The sequence below is a fragment of the Arcobacter arenosus genome (assembly GCF_005771535.1).
GTDB lineage: Bacteria > Campylobacterota > Campylobacteria > Campylobacterales > Arcobacteraceae > Halarcobacter > Halarcobacter arenosus.
The window spans coordinates 54,213-72,723 of sequence record NZ_VANU01000005.1 but is presented as its reverse complement, the minus strand read 5'-3'; the positions used below and the strand labels follow the sequence as shown (position 1 = coordinate 72,723).

Here is an 18,511-nt window from a genome sequence, read left to right as displayed (position 1 = left end):
TTAAAATTACTCATGGAAATTATTATTTTAGAAGAAGTAGACTCTACTCATACATATTTAAAAAACAAAATCAAAGAGGAAGGTTTTACTTATCCAATTTGTATAACTGCAAAAAAACAAACAAATGGTATAGGAAGTAGGGGAAACTCTTGGCAAGGTAAAGAAGGAAATTTGTTTTTTTCTTTTGTTTTAGAGAAAAAAAATCTTCCAAAAGATTTACAACTTCAAAGTGCTTCAATATATTTTTCTTTTATTCTAAAAAAAGTATTAAGCTCTTTAGGCTCTAGTTTATGGTTGAAGTGGCCAAATGACTTTTATATTGATGATAAAAAAATTGGTGGGACTATCACAACTGCAACAAAAGATTTAGTACTTTGTGGAATAGGATTAAATCTAATTGAAGTTAGTTCTGATTTTGGAAAACTTGATATAAATATTGATATAAAGGAAACTTTAGAAAACTATTTTAAAAAGTTAGAATTTGAACAATCTTGGAAGCAGATTTTTAGCGAATATAAGATAGAATTCAAAAAAAGCGAAAATTTCACAGCTACAATAAATAACAATAAAATTTCTTTAAAAAAAGCTATTTTAAATGAAGATGGCTCTATTGAAATTAATAATACAAGGGTTTTTAGTTTAAGATGACAGAAGTAATTGCAATTGCAAATCAAAAAGGTGGTGTAGGAAAAACTACGACTGCCGTAAATTTAAGTGCAGCATTAGCCTTAGACGGGAAAAGAGTTTTACTTATTGATGCCGATCCACAAGCAAACGCAACAACCTCTTTGGGTTTCCATAGAGATACTTATGAGTATAATATCTATCATGTAATGTTAGGGACAAAAGAGTTGTCTGAAATCATTCTTGACAGTGAAATAGAAAACTTAAAAGTTGCACCATCAAATATTGGCTTAGTTGGTATTGAAAAAGAGTTTTATAAACAAAACCAAGACAGAGAATTGGTTTTAAAAAGAAAAATTGATCCAGTTAGAAAAGACTTTGATTATATTATAATTGATTCACCTCCAGCACTTGGACCTATTACTATAAATACATTAAGTGCGTCAAACTCAGTATTGATTCCAATTCAATGTGAGTTTTTTGCTTTAGAGGGTTTAGCACAACTATTAAATACAATTAAATTAGTAAAACAAACTATCAATAGAGGATTACAAATTAGAGGTTTCTTACCAACTATGTATTCTTCTCAAAACAATTTATCTAAACAAGTGTTTGCTGATTTAGCACAGCATTTTGAAAGTAAATTATTTAAAGTTGATGAATCATCATATGTTGTTATTCCAAGAAATATTAAACTTGCAGAATCTCCAAGTTTTGGAAAACCAATTATGTTATATGATTCAATGGCAGTTGGTACAAAAGCTTATACAAATTTAGCAAGAGCAATTGCAGGTTAATTTTAAAATTAGGATAAACTATGGCATTAGGTAGAGGACTTGGGGAACTTTTAGGTGAAGTTGAAACAGCTTACAACAACTCAAATAATTATGATAAAACTAATAACAATAATAAGATTGTTGAATTAGATATTAATGAAATCAAACCAAACCCTAATCAACCAAGAAAGATTTTTGATGAAGAAAAGTTAAAAGAGCTTTCTGATTCAATCTCATCTCATGGTTTACTACAGCCTATTACTGTAATTAAAGACAAAATAGATGGTTACATTTTAATTGCAGGTGAAAGAAGATTAAAGGCACATAAGTTAGCTAATCTTGATACAATCAAAGCAATTATTATTGATATTGAAGAGTTTAAATTAAGGGAATTAGCTTTAATTGAAAATATTCAAAGAGATGATTTAAATATTATTGAATTAGCTTATTCTTATGCACAATTAATTAATGAACACTCAATAACTCATGAAGAACTTTCTAAAAAAGTTTTTAAATCTAGAACATCAATTACAAACACGCTTAGGCTTTTACAATTAAGTTCATATGTACAACAATTGTTAGCAAATAACAAAATTAGTGCAGGACATGGAAAAGTTATGCTAGGCCTAGATGATGAGCAACAAAGAATAGTTGCTGACTCAATCATTGGACAAAAGTTGTCAGTTAGGGAAACAGAAACTTTAGTTAAAAAATTAAAATCATCAAAAGATGATTCTTCTGATAAAAAGGCTAAAACAAAAATCAAAAACTTTGATTTTAAACCACTTGAATCAGCCATTGAAAATCTTAAAAAATCTAACTTAAAAGTTAAGGCTGAAAAAAACTATTTTAAGATAGAAATCAAGTCTCAAGAAGATATTGAGAAGATTTCTAATTACTTTGGTAACACTTTTTAAAATTCTTTTCTTAATTTACTCATTTTAATATAAGTTTATAGTACTTTTGGATAAAATTTAGGCAGTTTTAGTCAAACTAAACTGTAAAAAATATGGAGGAATGAATGTTAGACATAAGTCCTGTATTATTGCTAGGTACGGCAGTAATCTTTCTTTTAGTTGTTGCTAGACTAAACAGCTGTCTATTTACACCTCTATTAAAGCATATGGATGATAGAGCAGAGTCGATTAAAAAAGACTTGGCAAATGCTCAATCAAACTCTGCTGATGTAGATGGGATGTTAGAAGAAGCAAATCATGTAATTGCTGAAGCTAAAAAAGAAGCAGCTGCAATTAGAGAACAAGCATACAACGAAGCGAAAGAGGTTGCTGATGCAAAGCTTGCAAGTGCTAAAGAGGATCTAGAAGCTAAATCTGCAAACTTTATAAAAGATTTAGAAGCAGAGAAAAAAGCTTTAAAAGAATCATTAGTAGCTGCAATGCCTCAATTTAATGAGAGCTTAAAAGCTAAGATTAGCTCAATTTAATTAGGAGGTTAGGGTTGAAAAAATTATTATTACTTGGATTAGCGCTAGCTCCTGTAGCAATGTTCGCTAGTAGTGAAGGTGCGGAAACAAACTATGATATAGTTCAAAGAACCGTTAACTTTATAATTTTTGCTGGAATTTTATGGTACTTGCTTGCTGATAAAATCAAAGCATTCTTTGCAGATAGAACTGCTTCAATTCAAGCAGAGCTTGATAAAGTACAAGATACTTTAAAAGCTTCAAAAGATAAAGTAGAAGATGCAAATAAAAAACTTGAAGAATCAAAAGCTTTAGCAGCAGAAATTGTAGAAACTGCAAAAGCAGATATTGATTCTGTTAAGAAAAAAGTTGCTGAAGCAGTTGATGCTGAAATCGCAAACTTAAACAAAAGCTTTGACGAAAGAGTTAAAGTTGAAACTTCTAAAGCTAAGAAACAAATTGTTTCTGAAATTCTTGAAGAGCTATTAAGTTCAGACAATGTTTCTTTATCACAAGATGAGTTAGCAAATATTGTTCTTAAGAAGGTAGCGTAATGAATGATTTAATAGCAAAAAGATATGTTAAGGCATTATTAGATGGTAGAGATGTTGAGTCTGCAACTGCTATTTGTAATGATTTAAAAGCTATTTCTTCAGCTTTTGCTGATGAGAAGTTTGTATCTATTATAGCTTCATCAGAAGTTAGAAATAGTGAAAAAGTTGAATTAGTTATTTCATTTATTGAAAATAGCGGAGATGACTTAAAGAATTTTGTTAAGTTACTAGGGGCTAACAAAAGACTTGAACTTATCCCAGAAATTGTTAAAGATTTAGAATCTAAAATAGCAATAATGAATAACTCATATACAGGTGTAGTGTACACTAACAATGAATTAGATGCAAAATATATGTCTTCAATAGAAGAACAATTTAGTAAAAAATTTAATGTTAATTTATCACTATCACAAAACGTTTGTGATTATGATGGTATCAAGGTAGATATAGATTCTCTTGGTGTTGAGATTTCATTCTCAAAAGAGAGACTTAAGTCACAAATGATTGATCATATTTTAAAAGCAGTTTAGAACTTATAAAGGAGAAATTGAATGGGTGCAAAAATTCAAGCAGATGAAATCAGTTCAATCATCAAAGAAAGAATTGATAACTTTGAATTAAATGTAGATGTTAACGAAACGGGAAAAATCATCTCTTTTGCAGATGGTATTGCACAAGTATACGGTCTTAAGAACGTTATGGCTGGAGAAATTGTAGAGTTTGAAAATGGTGAGAGAGGTCTTGCTTCAAACTTAGAAGAGTCTTCAGTTGGTGTTGTTGTACTTGGATCAGGAGAAGGGTTAAGAGAAGGTTCTTCTTGTAAGAGATTAGGTAAATTATTAGAGACTCCAGTTGGTGAAGGTATGGTTGGAAGAGTTGTAAATGCTCTTGGTGATCCTATTGATGGTAAAGGTGCAATTGAATCATCAGAATCAAGATTTGTTGAAGAAAAAGCTCCTGGAATCATGGCAAGAAAATCTGTACATGAGCCATTACAAACTGGTATTAAAGCAATTGATGCACTTGTTCCAATTGGAAGAGGACAAAGAGAGCTTATTATTGGAGATAGACAAACTGGTAAAACTACAGTTGCTATTGATACAATTCTTAACCAAAAAGGTGAAGATGTAATTTGTATTTATGTTGCAATTGGACAAAAAGCTTCTTCTGTTGCTTCTGTTGTTAGAACATTAGAAGAATCAGGTGCTATGGATTATACAATTGTTGTTAATGCAGGTGCTTCTGAATCTTCAGCTTTACAATTCTTAGCTCCATATACTGGTGTTACAATTGGTGAGTACTTTAGAGATAATGGTAAACACGCACTTATCGTTTATGATGATTTATCAAAACACGCAGTTGCATATAGAGAAATGTCTTTATTATTAAGAAGACCTCCAGGTAGAGAGGCGTTCCCAGGGGATGTATTCTATCTACACTCAAGATTATTAGAAAGAGCTGCTAAACTTTCAGATGAAAGAGGTGCTGGTTCTATGACTGCATTACCAATCATTGAAACACAAGCTGGTGACGTTGCTGCATATATTCCAACAAACGTAATTTCTATTACAGATGGACAAATTTTCCTTGAAACTAACCTATTTAACTCTGGTATTAGACCAGCTATTAACGTAGGTTTATCAGTATCAAGAGTTGGTGGTGCTGCACAAATCAAAGCTACTAAACAAGTTGCTGGTACATTAAAATTATCTCTTGCACAATTTAGAGAGCTTGAAGCATTCGCACAGTTTGCATCTGACCTTGACGAAAGTACAAGAAAAGAGTTAGAACTTGGTCAAAGAATGGTTGAAGTATTAAAACAAGGTGTTAATAAGCCATTAGTAATTGAAAAACAAATCGTTATCATCTATGCTGGTACAAAAGGTTACTTAGAAGATGTAGCTGTTGAAGATGTTGTAAGATTTGAAGAAGAATTACATGCATTTATTGAGCAAAAATATGCAAATATTTTAGATTCAATTAAAACAGCAAAAAAACTTGAAGAAGATACTGAAACAGCATTAAAAGCTGCATTAGAAGAGTTCAAAACTGTTTTCAGCGCAAAATAAGGATAGTCTATGGCTAACTTAAAAGAGATTAAATTAAAAATTGGAAGTGTTAAAAACACTCAGAAGACTACAAAAGCTATGAAGCTTGTATCTTCTGCAAAACTTACTAGAACTAGACAATTGTCTGAACAAGCTAGAAGTTATGCAAAGAAGATTAATGAAGTTCTTTCTGAGATTGCAAACAGAGTTAGCAAAGTTCAAGATGGTGGAAATGATAGTAAAGCATTTGTACCAGTTGAAAACCCAAAAACTGTTGATTTAGTTTTTGTAACTGCTGACAAAGGTCTTTGTGGTGGTTTTAACATGGCAACAATCAAAACAGTTAGTAAATTAGCAGCTGAGTATGAAGCAAAAGGTACAAAAGTTAGATATAGAGTAGCAGGAAGAAAAGGTGTTGACTACTTTTCATTCCAAGGTGTTCAATTAACACAAAAAGTATCTGACTTATCTTCTGCTCCAGATTATGATAGAGCTGCAGAGTTTATTGGTGAGGTTGTTAAAGACTTCCAAAACGGTGAGACAGATAAAGTTGTACTGGTTTATAATGGATTCTTAAATATGCTTACTCAAGAGATTAGAGTAAGAGATTTATTACCAATCAGTTTAGAAGATGTTGAAGTTTCTGAAAATGAATCTTCAATGTTAGAAATTGAACCAGATGATGATGAAGAAGTGTTAGAAGAATTAACTGCTAAATACATTGATTTTAATATGTATTACTCTTTAATTGATTCATTAGCTGCAGAGCATAGTGCTAGAATGCAAGCAATGGACGCTGCAACAACAAATGCAAAAGAGAGAGTTGATTCATTAACAGTTGAATATAATAAAGCTAGACAAGCTGCAATTACAACAGAGCTGATTGAAATTATCAGTGGTGTTGAAGCATTAAAATAATTTAAAGGAGCTGCCCGTATGAAAGGTAAAATTATTCAGGTAATGGGTCCTGTTGTTGACGTAGAGTTCGACGGATACTTACCAGAAATTAATGAAGCAATCGAAGTTACATTAACTGATGCAAACGCAGACAGATTAGTACTTGAAGTTGCTGCACACATTGGTGATAGCAGAGTTAGAACTATTGCTATGGATATGACTGAAGGTTTACAAAGAGGTCAAGAGTGTATTTCTCTAGGTGGACCTATTCAAGTTCCAGTTGGTGAAGCTGTACTTGGAAGAATCTTTAACGTAATTGGTGAACCAGTTGATGAAGGTGAAGCAATTCCTGAAGATACAACAAAATGGTCAATCCACAGAGCTGCTCCTACTTTCGAAGAGCAATCTACAAAAACAGAAATGTTTGAAACTGGTATTAAAGTAGTTGACTTACTTGCTCCATATTCAAAAGGTGGTAAAGTTGGACTATTCGGTGGTGCTGGAGTTGGTAAAACGGTTATTATTATGGAGTTAATCCATAACGTTGCATTTAAACACTCTGGTTACTCAGTATTTGCTGGTGTTGGTGAAAGAACAAGAGAAGGTAATGACCTTTATCATGAAATGAAAGACTCTAACGTACTTGACAAAGTTGCATTATGTTATGGTCAAATGTCTGAGCCTCCAGGTGCAAGAAACAGAATTGCATTAACTGGTCTTACAATGGCTGAGTACTTTAGAGATGAAAAAGGTCTTGATGTACTTATGTTCGTTGATAACATCTTTAGATTTGCACAATCTGGTTCTGAGATGTCTGCACTTCTTGGAAGAATCCCTTCAGCAGTTGGTTACCAACCAACACTTGCTTCAGAAATGGGTAAATTACAAGAAAGAATTACATCTACAAACAAAGGTTCTATTACTTCTGTTCAAGCAGTATATGTACCTGCGGATGACTTAACTGACCCAGCTCCTGCTTCAGTATTCGCACACTTAGATGCAACAACAGTACTTAACAGAAAAATTGCAGAAAAAGGTATTTACCCTGCAGTTGATCCACTAGATTCTACTTCAAGAATTCTTGCAGCAGATATCTTAGGTCAAGAGCACTATGATGTAGCAAGAGGTGTTCAATCAGTTCTTCAAAAATACAAAGATTTACAAGATATTATTGCAATTCTTGGTATGGATGAGTTATCTGAAGAAGATAAACTTGTTGTTGCAAGAGCTAGAAAAATTGAAAGATTCCTTTCTCAACCATTCTTCGTTGCTGAAGTATTTACAGGATCTCCTGGTAAATATGTTGAGCTTAAAGATACAATTGCAGGATTCAAAGGTATCTTAGATGGTAAATACGATGATATTCCAGAAATGGCATTCTATATGGTAGGTGGAATTGACGAGGTTTTAGCAAAAGCTGAAGGAATGAAATAATTAAAGGCGGCTTTATGGATACATTAAAATTATCGATAGTTGCACCAAATGGTCAAATTTTTAGTGATGAAGTAAAGAGTGTAACTCTTCCTGGAAAAGAGGGAGAGTTCGGTGTTCTACCAGGACACGCTTCTTTAGTTTCTTCTCTAACAGTTGGCGTAATTATTATAGAAAAAGCAGACTCAACTGAAGCTGTCGCTATTAATTGGGGACATGTAAAAGTTAGTGAATCATCTGTTGATTGTTTAGTTGATGGAGCAGTTGCTCTAACAGCTGGAAAAGATTCAGAAATCGCTAAAAATATTGAGGCTGCAAAAGACTTAGTTAACTCTGTTAAAGATGCAAACGTATCATTAGCAGCAGTTGAAGCTAAAATCAACTCTTTCGCGTAAGAAAAGAATGATTGATACAGCTTTAGATTATTTAGGTAATGGTAGTGCAATAACACTTTTAGTGTTATTGACACTCTCATTCTACTTCGTTTTATGTTTTTGGATTTTTATTTATAGATTTTTATCTATTAAATCTTCTATTTTCAATGAAAAAAAATCTCTTGATGACTTAACTTCTAGAAGTTCTACTTTATCTCCCATGTCTGCATTACACAAATGTTCAAATAGTGTTCATACAAAAGAGATATTAAATGCTTGTGAAATTAATATTATAAAAGATGCAAGTGTTGGTATAACATGGTTGTCAATTATTGCTTCAACTGCACCTTTTGTTGGTTTATTTGGTACAGTAGTTGGTATTCTTGAGTCATTTGCAAAATTTTCAAATGAAAGTAAGGTTGGTTTTTCTGTTATCGCTCCAGCAATTAGTGAAGCTTTAGTAGCAACTGCAGCTGGTATTTTTGTAGCTATATTTGCTTATACTTTTCATCAAATACTTACAAGAAAAGTTTATGAGTTAAATACTTATATAAAGGCACAATCAGAAATTTTAATAGCTAAAGGGTAAATCGTGTTTGATTACAACCAAAAACCTGATTTAAATATTACTCCTTTAGTTGATATTATGTTGGTATTGCTTGCTATACTTATGGTAACAGCACCAGTTATTGAGTTTGAAGAACCTATTAATCTTCCTCAAGGAAGTGCCACACAATCTATTCAAGCAGTAAAAAAAATCAATATATTAATAACAAAAGATAGAATGGTAATTGTAAATAAAAAGAAATATGAACTTGATAGTTTCCCTGACAACTTTGTTTTATTTGCAAAGGAACAAGATAGAAATATTCCAATTCATATAAGAGCAGAAAAAACTTTAATTTATAATGATATTATGTTTGTATTAAAATCGGTAAAAGAAGCTGGTTTTTACAAAGTAGCATTAATAACTGATGGGTAATTATGGAAAAAAAAGGTATTTTTTATCTATCTGGATTCTTATCAATTACAGTTTATTTAGCAATTTGTTTTTCTTTTTTACTTTATATTTATGCACCAAAACCAAAAAAATATGATTCTTCAAAAACAACTGTTTTAGAATTAGAATTGATTTCAACAAAGGCAACTGAAAAAAAAGTTGCAAAGAAAAGTGTTCAAAAACCTGAACCTAAAGAAGTAGTGAAAAAATCAACATCAAGATCAAATGAACAAAAAGGGGTTGATGCAAAATCACTTTTTGCAAAAGTAAAAACAACTGCAAAAAAAGTTGTTAAAGAAAATACTAGTACAGTAAAAGAATCATTAGACCCAAGTAGATTTAAATCAAAGTTTCAAAAACAAAAGAAAACTGATAATTTAAATGTTAATAAACTTTTAAATGATACAAAAACTACAACTAATATGCCAAAAACATCTGCTACATCAAATGGTGAAGAGCATGAGTATTTTTCAAAAATTAAAGAGATTTTATGGCAAAGATGGAATCCATCACTTTTAGAAGCTGGACTTACAGTAAAAGTTCTTGTAATGATTACAAATGATGGAGTATTTGATTATAGAGTAATGAAATATTCTAGTAATGACAGATTTGACCAATCATTAAAAGAGTTTTTAGAAAGTCAAAAAAATGAAAGCTTTCCTACACACAAAATTAACTCTAAAGTTGATATTATTATAAACTTTAAATCAGAAGGATAAATAAATGATAAAAAAATTAATTGTTTCAGTTTTAATATTTTCTATTTCTGTTTTTGCAGCTGATGCAGAACTTGATATTGTAAAAAACTCTACAAATCTTCCAAAAGTAGAGATTGGTGTTTCACCTAATACAATGAAGAAATCATTAACAACTAAGATTAAAAAAATGATTGAAAAAGATTTAGAAGTAAGCGGTCATTTTGATGTTTTAAAATCAAATGAAAGTGTTGATTATAACTCTATGCCGAATATTCTTACTCTTTCAAACAGAGGTACAGATTTATTTTTAAATATAAATACTCAAGTTAGTGGTTTTGGTGGTATATCTATTATGGTTAAACTATTTGATATAAATACAAGACAGCTAGTATTTAATAGAAGTTTTACAACATCACTAGAAGATAGATATCCATTTTTAGCTCATCGAATCTCAATTGCTATTAATAAACATCTTAAAGCTCCATCAATTGAGTGGATGGATAAATTTGTTTTATTTTCACAATATAAAGAGGCAAGAAAAGCTGATATTATAATTGCAGATTATACTTTAACTTTTCAAAAAGCAGTTATTCGAGGTGGGCTGAATATTTTCCCTAAATGGGCAGATAAAAATAAACAAGAAGAATTTTATTACACAACTTATGACAAAGGTATCCCAACACTTGTAAAAACAAATCTTTATACTAGAAAAAGAGAAGTAATTATGAAAAGTGAGGGGATGATAGTAGCTTCTGATATAAGTGAAGATGGGAAAAAGGTATTAATTACTGCAAGCCCAGAATATCAACCAGATATTTATCTTTATGATACAAGAAATAAATCTAAAATTAGACTTACTACTTATAAAGGGATTGATGTTGGAGCAAGATTTGTTGAAAACGATTCAAAAATAGTTTTTGTTTCTGATAGATTAAGTTACCCAAATATTTTTGCAAAAAAACTGGGAAGTAGGGGAGTTGAAAGATTAGTTTATCATGGAAAAAATAATTCGTCTGCAACAACATTTAAAGATTATATAGTTTATACAAGTAGAGATAAAGGGAATGAATTTGGTGATTTCGCTTTTAATCTATATTTGATGTCTACAAAATCAGATTATCTAAAAAGGTTAACTGCAAGTGGAAGTAATCAATTTCCTAAATTTTCTCCAGATGGTGAATCTATAATTTTCCTAAAAACAGTTAAGGATAGAAGTTCTATTGGAATTATTAGACTTAATCATGATAAATCATATTTATTCCCCCTTGAAAATGGAAAAATTCAGTCTATAGATTGGTAATAAACAAAGGGGTATTTAAGATAATGTATAATAATTTTACAAGATATACAAAATCTCAAAAACCCTTGTAAACCGCGCTTAAGTTTAGATTTAGTAAAATCAATTGAAATTTTATATAAGGAAACAACGCCATGAAGAAATTAAGCATTTACACTTTCTTAGTTGCAGCAGTATTATTTACTGGATGTAGTCAAAAAGAGGTTGAAGTTGGAACTGAAGCTCCAAAAAACTCTGAATCAGCATTAAATAATATTGATAACTCTAATATTCAAGATGAAGTTATTAATGATGCAATGTTAGAAAGAGCAGATAACGGTTATTATTATATGATTAATGGAGAAAAAGTATTTATTGAAAACATCTATTTTGGATTTGATAAATATAACTTAACAACTGAAATGAAAGATGTAGCAAAATCTAATGCTTCAAAATTAGCAGGTGTTCAAGCTGGAACTACAATTAAAGTTGAAGGTAACTGCGATGAGTGGGGAACAGACGAGTATAACTATGCATTAGGTTTAAAAAGAGCAAAAGTTGTAAAAGATGCTTTAGTTATGGACGGTATTGCTTCAAATGCTGTTTCTGTAGTTAGTTTTGGTGAAAGTAATCCTGTATGTACTGACAAAAATAAAGAGTGTTGGTCAAAAAACAGAAGATCTGAGCACAAATTAGTTAAGTAATTTATGAAAAAACTTGCACTAACTTTCTTTTTATTTGGTGCCATCGCTGGGGCTGAAGAGGTCTCAGCTTTTGGTGCGGGAGATTTAAATTCAAAAAATCCTTATGGATTAAACTCTACTGAAAAAAATTTACTTAAAACAAGAAAAACTTTAGAAAATGTTGATTCAAAAGTTAAAGATGTTAAATTGTCTTTAGAATCAATTAATGAAAGAATAGATGGATTAGAATCTATTTATGAAGGTGATTCTCAAAAATTAAATACTTCAGTTTTAAAGATAAATGAGATTATCAAAAAAGTTGAAGAGAATTCAACACTTACTGAAAAACACCGTGCAGATATTGAACAAATTTTATTAATGCAAGAGGAGTTTGCAAAAAATATTGCAAATTTGAAACTTGCTGTAAAAAAATTAAGTGACACAATAAACAAAATTAATAAAAGCTATATTTCAGAGAAAGAGTTTAAATCAAATATGAGTCAGTTTATTACTAGGGAAGAATTTGAAGCTTTAAAAAAATCTTTAGGTGTAAAAACTAGTAATAAATCTACAGCAAAACCTAAAACAAAAAAGGTATCATCCGATTTAAGTAGTGAAGATATGTTCAATGAAGCATATAGACTATTTAAAAAGGATTGGTTTACAAAAGCAATTCCTATGTTTGAGGAATTAATTGAGAGAGACTATAAGCCTGCGGCAAGTAATTTTTATCTTGGTAATATGTGGTATTACCGTGAAAAATATGATGATGCCATTAGGTATTTTAAAACTTCAGCAATGTTGTATGACAAAGCTGATTATATGCCTGAATTACTTCTTCACAGTGCAATTGCCTTTGAAGAAACAAATGATTTAGGAAATGCAGTTAATTTTTATACCTCTGTAATTGATATTTATCCAAATTCAAAAGAGGCAAAAGAAGCTGAAAAAAAATTAAGAAAATTAAAATAAAATTTATAAAGGAAAATGATGTCAAAAGTAATTGGTATTGAATATAGTTTAAAAGATGCAAACTCTGGTGAGCAACTAGACTCAAATGTTGGTGGAGCTCCTTTAGAGTTTATTTCTGGTAGAGGTCAAATTATTCCTGGTTTAGAGTCTAAACTAGTTGAAATGGCTGAAAATGAGCAAGCTGATGTTATGGTTCAACCAGCTGAAGCTTATGGTGAGTACAATGAAGAAGCAATGCAAACTCTTCCAAAAGAGCAATTTGCAGGAATTGAATTAACTGAAGGTATGACTTTATATGGAACTGGTGAGCAAGGTGAAACAGTTCAAGTAACTGTTAAATCTTTTACTGATTCTGATGTAACAATTGATTATAATCACCCAATGGCTGGTAAAACTTTAATGTTCTCAGTTACTGTATTATCTTTAAGAGATGCAACTGAAGAAGAGATCCAAACTGGTGTAGTTGGTGGAATGGCTGCTATGGGTGGTGGATGCTGCGGTGGTGGCGGACATGATCATGGTGAAGGTGGAGGATGTTGTTCATCTGAGCCTCAACCACAACAATCACACGGTGGATGTGGTTGTAGCCATTAGTTCGCAGTTTGCGAAAATATATAGTTTTAAAAGTAAGTTAAAACTAAAGATAAAGCCCAAGAGTTCGTCACTCTTGGGCTTTTTTATTTATATGAATAAAAACTTTCAGTATAATACTGCTCAATTTTAAATTTAAAAGGTAAAAGAGATGAAAAAAGTAGCTTTTATTTTCCCAGGTCAGGGAAGTCAATCTGTAGGAATGGGAAAAGATTTTTTTGAAAATAGCGATATCGCTAAAGAGATGATTAGTAAAGCTAGCAAAAGATTAAATATAAACTTTGAAGAACTTCTTTTTGAAGAAAATGATAAATTAGGACAAACAGAATATACACAACCTGCAATTTTGCTTGTAAGTTCAATTGCAAATGCGATTTTTAAAGAAAAATGTGATGTTGTTCCAGAATTTGTATTAGGACATTCTCTTGGAGAATTTTCAGCATTAGTTGCTGTTGGAGCATTAGATTATTTAGATGCAGTTGAATTAGTTCATAGAAGAGGACTTTTTATGAATGAAGCTTGTTCAGGTGGAGGTGCAGGTATGATGGCACTAGTTGGACTTGGAGATAAAATTGTTGAAGATATTTGTAAAGAGCAACAAGAACTTGGAAAACAAGTTTGGCCAGCAAATTATAATATGGATGGACAATTAGTTTTAGCAGGTATTAAAGCTGACCTAGAAAGCTTAGTTGATACATTTAAAGAAGCAGGAGCAAAAAGAGCAATTGTACTTGATATGAGTGTTGCATCGCATTGTGAACTTTTAACATCAGCAGTTGAAAATTTAAAACCATATTTAGAAGAGTATTTAAAAGATGAATTTTCACCAGTTATTTCAAATGTAACTGCAGAAGCTTATTCTACAAAAGATGAAGCTATTGAATTACTTTCAGAACAATTAGTATCTCCTGTTAAATATAAACAATCAGTTAGTGCAAATGCATCAAGTGTAGATATGATGATTGAATTTGGAAATGGAATTGTTTTAAAAGGTCTAAATAGAAAAATTTGTAAAGCAACGCCAACAGTAAATGTTTCAGATATGGAAAGCTTAGAAAAAGTATTAGGTGAATTAAATGACTAAATTAGCGATAATGGGGGCTATGGAAGAGGAAATAGAACCTCTTTTAGAGTATTTTGAAAATGTAAAAGTAACAGAATTTGCAGACAACAAATATTATGAAGTAAATTTAAATGGTCTTGATATTGTAATTGCATATTCAAAAATTGGAAAAGTTTTTGCAAGTTTAACAGCAACTACTATGATTGAAAAGTTTGGTTGTGATACTTTACTTTTTTCAGGTGTTGCAGGGGGAATAAATCCAAAACTTAAAATTGGAGATTTAATTATTGCTGATAAGCTTTGCCAACATGATTTAGATATTACTGCTTTTGGTCATCCAAATGGTTTTGTTCCTGGGGGAAAGGTATTTGTTGAAACTTCAAAAGAATTAAGAGATGTGGCTTTTGAAGTTGCAGAAGAAAATAATATATCTGTATTAGAAGGAACTATTGCAACAGGAGATCAATTTGTACATTCTGTTGAGAGAAAAGAATTTATTGAATCTACTTTTAATGCAGATGCTCTTGAGATGGAAGGTGCTAGTGTTGCAGTTATTTGTGATGCTTTAAATGTTCCATTCTTAATTTTAAGAGCTATTTCTGATACTGCTGATATGGATGCAGGATTTGATTTTGACGAATTCTTAAAATCATCTGCTAAAAATTCAGCTGATTATATGATAAAGATTGTAAAAAAACTACAAAATTAAGTTAATCACTTTTCATAAATCCCATAACCAACTCCAAAAGAGTTGGTTATAACATCTTTTCCTATTTTATTTGTTAATCTACTAAACATAGTTTTTAATGCAGAATCAGAAACTTCTTTATCTATCCATATATGTTTTTTTATATCTTCTATTTTTACAATTTTATTTTTATTTAACAGTAAAAGTTCAAATAGTTTTGATTCTTTTTTTGTCAAGTTTATTATAGATTCATTCAAAGAAAGAGATTTTTCTAAATAATTATATGTAAGATTGTCATTTATTATATTTATAATGTCTCCATTGTTGTATATTTTTTTTGCACTAATATTTAAACTTGTGATTAATTTATTTACATCTGTTGGCTTGATAATATAATCAGTTAAGTTTAATTTTACAACTTCTAATAAAACATCTATATTTTTGTTTTCTGTAATTACAATAATAGGAATTTTGTTATTTATAGTTCTGATTTTTTTGATAAATTCAATTCCATTTGATTCATATAAATCTATCTCTGTTATTATTAAATGTATAAATATACTATCAAAAGCTAAAATAGCCTTTTCAATATTATCTCTAAAAATTATTTTTTTAAAAAAAAGTTTTAAAATATTTACTGTCTGTTTACATAGTTTGTCATTACTAGAAAGATATAAGACATTGCTTTGTTTAAGGATTTTGTTTAATGATACATTCATAATCTTATCATAACATAATTAGTTACAAATAATCTTTAGAATTTTCTTTATGTAACTATAAAGTGACTACTTTTTTGTTATTATATTATTTATAAAATTATGAAGGATACTCAATGTTATCAATAGAAAAATATGAACAAAATATAAATTTAGACAATCTTATGTCAAGTAATGAGATAAAAGAATTGATTTTAAGAGATTTCCAAAAAGGCAAGACAATAACTATAGAGTTGTCTTCTAATATTTCTTATATGTCAGAACTTACTAATGATGGTAAAGACTTAACTTTAACATTTAATGATAATGCCCAAACTTTTAAAATAGTTTTAAAAGGGATGGTAGAAATTCTTAATTCAAATGATGGCACAGATTTAATTAAATTAATCGAAACTGATACAGAAAAAACTTATAGTATATCAGATTTAGCAAGCGCTATGGAAGCTTCTGCTGCTGGAGGTGAAGTTCTTACTCAAGGTGATGGTACTCAAAATCCAGCTCAAAATAATGAATTAACATTTGAGAATACTCCTGCTCTTGCAGGAAGATTAGATACTAACAATGAGTTTACACAAAATGGATTTTTTCCTTTAATTGAAAATTTAAATCAAAATAATAATGAAACAAATGTATTTTATTCAGGAAAACTAATTGATGGATATATTTCTGGTTCAACAGTTTTTATTGATGCAAACAATAATGGTATTTTAGATGCTGGTGAAAAATCTACTACAACAGATGCAAATGGAGACTTTAGTTTTAGTGGATTAACACAAACAGAATTGGAAGCAGGACCAATTGTAGCTTTTGGTGGAACAGATATCTCTACTGGATTACCATTTGAAGGATTTTATACTGCTCCTAATGGTTCTACAACTGTTTCTCCTTTAAGTACGTTAATGCATGAGCTTGTAAAAGATGGATTAACTGAAAATGAAGCAGAGAGTTTAATTGCTAATACTTTTGGTTTAGTTACAAATATTGATTTATTAAACTATGACCCAATTCAAGAACAAAATCCACAAGTTCAAGCTATTGCTGTACAAATTGCAAACTTAGTAAATTTAAGTGCAGCTTTATTGAGTAATGTAGAAGGGCAGGATGAATTAGATGCTTCATTAATAGCCTTTGATTCATTTGCACAAATTCTCCAAGATAATCCTAATTTTGATTTATCTAATCCTGCTGATATTGAAAAATTTTTAAGAGAAATTACAAATAATAATCCAAGTTTAGACTTTGAAGATATTTCATCAAATATTGCAAATATTAATTTACAAGTTGAACAAGCTGTTGATGCACAAGACCCATTTGCAACAATGGCTGAAATTCAAAGAATACAAGCAGAAGATTTAGAAAATAAATTTACTTCAAATGATGCACCAAATACAACAGAAGAAGTTAATATAATAGAAGAAAATGATTTAAATGATGTAACAATTGGTGGAACAGAAATTGTAGATTACAACTATACAGGAAGTGTAGCAGGAAATGCAACTGATATAAATGGTGATGATATAGAATACTCATATGCTGGAAATTTGAATATTTCACTAAGTACAACAAATACTGTAATTGTATCTGCTCTAAATAATCCTAGCCCAGAGTTTACACAGGTTTTAAAAACTTATTTCTTTGAATTTGTAAGTAATCCATTAGTATCAGCAGTAATTGATGATAGTCAAAAGTTACAAGAAATTGAAGCATTTCTTTTAGAACCTACAACATCAATAACTGATGCAATAACATATTTAAATAATTTGACTCAAGTTAATATCGATTTGACAACAGGAGAGTTTACAATTGAAGGTATTGTAAGTGAAAAATATGTGAATCTTTTACAAACAAATAATGCTTTAATAATAGATATGCAAAGTGATGGTACATATACTTTAAATAGCCCATATTTTAATCTATTAACACCAAATGAAAAACTAGAGATAAGTTTTGATTATCAATCGTCAGATGGTATGTTAGTAGATGTATCAACTGTATCTTTAATTGTAAATGGTGGTAATGAAGCACCAGTAATCACAGTAGAAGAGCCAATAATGAGTGCCTTAAGTGAGAGTGATTTTGCAGATAATTCATCAGGAATTCCTAACTACTATAAAATAATATCTTTAGAAGAAGTATATAACTTATTAGGTGTAGAAGATGTAGATGATGTAAGCTTAACAGTGTCATTAGATGATGGGAAATCAACATTTACAATAAATGGGACAGATGTAACAGGAGATACAAATGGAGTATTCCAACTAAGAGATGGAGTATATAATAGTAATTGGGCAAACCAAGGAGCTAATGAGAATGATTTAGTAATCTATAGTGAAGAGATAGATAGCTTAGATGAGAATCAAACAATGAATATCACATTCGATGTAAAAGCATATGATGGGACAGACTTTAGTGAAGCTAAGACAGTAAGTGTAGCAGTAAGTGGAGAGAATGATATCCCAGTAATCACAGTAGAAGAGCCAATAATGAGTGCCTTAAGTGAGAGTGATTTTGCAGATAATTCATCAGGAATTCCTAACTACTATAAAATAATATCTTTAGAAGAAGTATATAACTTATTAGGTGTAGAAGATGTAGATGATGTAAGCTTAACAGTGTCATTAGATGATGGGAAATCAACATTTACAATAAATGGGACAGATGTAACAGGAGATACAAATGGAGTATTCCAACTAAGAG

At 30.3% G+C, this 18,511-nt stretch carries 21 protein-coding genes; 20 read left to right on the top strand and 1 reads right to left on the bottom strand.

What is annotated here, in order from left to right:
* Positions 1-12: 12 nt before the first annotated feature.
* The 19 genes from FDK22_RS11470 to FDK22_RS11380 all read left to right on the top strand — a co-directional run bounded on the left by FDK22_RS11470 (position 13) and on the right by FDK22_RS11380 (position 15,119).
* On the top strand, positions 13-648 hold the full coding sequence (locus tag FDK22_RS11470; RefSeq protein ID WP_138153117.1) for a biotin--[acetyl-CoA-carboxylase] ligase: 636 nt from the start codon (positions 13-15) through the stop codon (positions 646-648).
* The gene (locus FDK22_RS11465; RefSeq protein WP_138153116.1) at positions 645-1,421 is read left to right on the top strand and encodes a ParA family protein; all 777 of its coding nucleotides are present in this window, start codon (positions 645-647) and stop codon (positions 1,419-1,421) included. The genes FDK22_RS11470 and FDK22_RS11465 overlap by 4 nt, the downstream gene beginning before the upstream one ends.
* Positions 1,422-1,441: 20 nt before the next feature.
* Positions 1,442-2,317, top strand: coding sequence for a ParB/RepB/Spo0J family partition protein (locus FDK22_RS11460; protein ID WP_138153115.1), 876 nt, complete (start codon positions 1,442-1,444; stop codon positions 2,315-2,317).
* A 104-nt stretch (positions 2,318-2,421) separates the two neighbouring features.
* Complete coding sequence (locus FDK22_RS11455; protein ID WP_138153114.1) at positions 2,422-2,844, top strand: F0F1 ATP synthase subunit B family protein; 423 nt, start codon at positions 2,422-2,424, stop codon at positions 2,842-2,844.
* A 14-nt stretch (positions 2,845-2,858) separates the two neighbouring features.
* Positions 2,859-3,377, top strand: a complete 519-nt coding sequence (locus FDK22_RS11450; protein WP_138153113.1) for a F0F1 ATP synthase subunit B — start codon at positions 2,859-2,861, stop codon at positions 3,375-3,377.
* Positions 3,377-3,907 carry a F0F1 ATP synthase subunit delta gene (locus tag FDK22_RS11445; protein ID WP_138153112.1) on the top strand — a complete coding sequence of 177 codons (531 nt, stop codon included), beginning with the start codon at positions 3,377-3,379 and terminating at the stop codon, positions 3,905-3,907. Before FDK22_RS11450 ends, FDK22_RS11445 begins: the two co-directional genes overlap by 1 nt.
* Before the next feature lie 21 nt (positions 3,908-3,928).
* On the top strand, positions 3,929-5,446 hold the full coding sequence (gene atpA, locus FDK22_RS11440) for a F0F1 ATP synthase subunit alpha (protein ID WP_138153111.1): 1,518 nt from the start codon (positions 3,929-3,931) through the stop codon (positions 5,444-5,446).
* 9 nt (positions 5,447-5,455) lie between these two features.
* On the top strand, positions 5,456-6,343 hold the full coding sequence (gene atpG, locus FDK22_RS11435; RefSeq protein WP_138153110.1) for an ATP synthase F1 subunit gamma: 888 nt from the start codon (positions 5,456-5,458) through the stop codon (positions 6,341-6,343).
* An 18-nt stretch (positions 6,344-6,361) separates the two neighbouring features.
* On the top strand, positions 6,362-7,756 hold the full coding sequence (atpD, locus tag FDK22_RS11430) for a F0F1 ATP synthase subunit beta (RefSeq protein ID WP_138153109.1): 1,395 nt from the start codon (positions 6,362-6,364) through the stop codon (positions 7,754-7,756).
* Positions 7,757-7,770: 14 nt separating this feature from the next.
* The gene (atpC, locus tag FDK22_RS11425; protein WP_138153108.1) at positions 7,771-8,148 is read left to right on the top strand and encodes an ATP synthase F1 subunit epsilon; all 378 of its coding nucleotides are present in this window, start codon (positions 7,771-7,773) and stop codon (positions 8,146-8,148) included.
* 7 nt (positions 8,149-8,155) lie between these two features.
* Positions 8,156-8,716, top strand: coding sequence for a MotA/TolQ/ExbB proton channel family protein (locus FDK22_RS11420; RefSeq protein WP_138153107.1), 561 nt, complete (start codon positions 8,156-8,158; stop codon positions 8,714-8,716).
* Positions 8,717-8,719: 3 nt separating this feature from the next.
* Positions 8,720-9,109: a biopolymer transporter ExbD gene (locus FDK22_RS11415; RefSeq protein WP_138153106.1), complete on the top strand. Its 390-nt coding sequence runs from the start codon at positions 8,720-8,722 to the stop codon at positions 9,107-9,109.
* Between the two features lie 2 nt (positions 9,110-9,111).
* Positions 9,112-9,846, top strand: coding sequence for a TonB C-terminal domain-containing protein (locus FDK22_RS11410; RefSeq protein ID WP_138153105.1), 735 nt, complete (start codon positions 9,112-9,114; stop codon positions 9,844-9,846).
* Positions 9,847-9,850: 4 nt separating this feature from the next.
* A complete protein-coding gene (gene tolB / locus FDK22_RS11405) occupies positions 9,851-11,125 on the top strand; it encodes a Tol-Pal system protein TolB (RefSeq protein ID WP_138153104.1) in 1,275 nt (424 codons plus the stop codon).
* Positions 11,126-11,256: 131 nt separating this feature from the next.
* Complete coding sequence (locus tag FDK22_RS11400) at positions 11,257-11,805, top strand: OmpA family protein (protein WP_138153103.1); 549 nt, start codon at positions 11,257-11,259, stop codon at positions 11,803-11,805.
* 3 nt (positions 11,806-11,808) lie between these two features.
* Positions 11,809-12,756 (top strand): tetratricopeptide repeat protein, encoded by a 948-nt coding sequence (locus tag FDK22_RS11395; protein WP_138153102.1) that lies wholly within the window; start codon positions 11,809-11,811, stop codon positions 12,754-12,756.
* Between the two features lie 15 nt (positions 12,757-12,771).
* Positions 12,772-13,350 carry an FKBP-type peptidyl-prolyl cis-trans isomerase gene (locus FDK22_RS11390; protein ID WP_138153101.1) on the top strand — a complete coding sequence of 193 codons (579 nt, stop codon included), beginning with the start codon at positions 12,772-12,774 and terminating at the stop codon, positions 13,348-13,350.
* A gap of 148 nt (positions 13,351-13,498) precedes the next feature.
* Positions 13,499-14,431: an ACP S-malonyltransferase gene (fabD, locus tag FDK22_RS11385; RefSeq protein WP_138153100.1), complete on the top strand. Its 933-nt coding sequence runs from the start codon at positions 13,499-13,501 to the stop codon at positions 14,429-14,431.
* On the top strand, positions 14,424-15,119 hold the full coding sequence (locus FDK22_RS11380) for a 5'-methylthioadenosine/adenosylhomocysteine nucleosidase (RefSeq protein ID WP_138153099.1): 696 nt from the start codon (positions 14,424-14,426) through the stop codon (positions 15,117-15,119). The genes fabD and FDK22_RS11380 overlap by 8 nt, the downstream gene beginning before the upstream one ends.
* Positions 15,120-15,124: 5 nt before the next feature.
* Here the strand turns inward: FDK22_RS11380 and FDK22_RS11375 are convergent, their stop codons facing one another.
* Entirely contained in the window at positions 15,125-15,817 is a 693-nt protein-coding gene (locus FDK22_RS11375; RefSeq protein ID WP_138153098.1) for a response regulator transcription factor, read from the bottom strand.
* Positions 15,818-15,930: 113 nt separating this feature from the next.
* On the opposite strand from FDK22_RS11375, the gene FDK22_RS11370 reads away from it, so the two are divergent.
* Positions 15,931-18,511 (top strand): VCBS domain-containing protein (locus FDK22_RS11370; protein WP_138153371.1); only part of this gene is annotated, 2,581 nt, incomplete at its 3' end.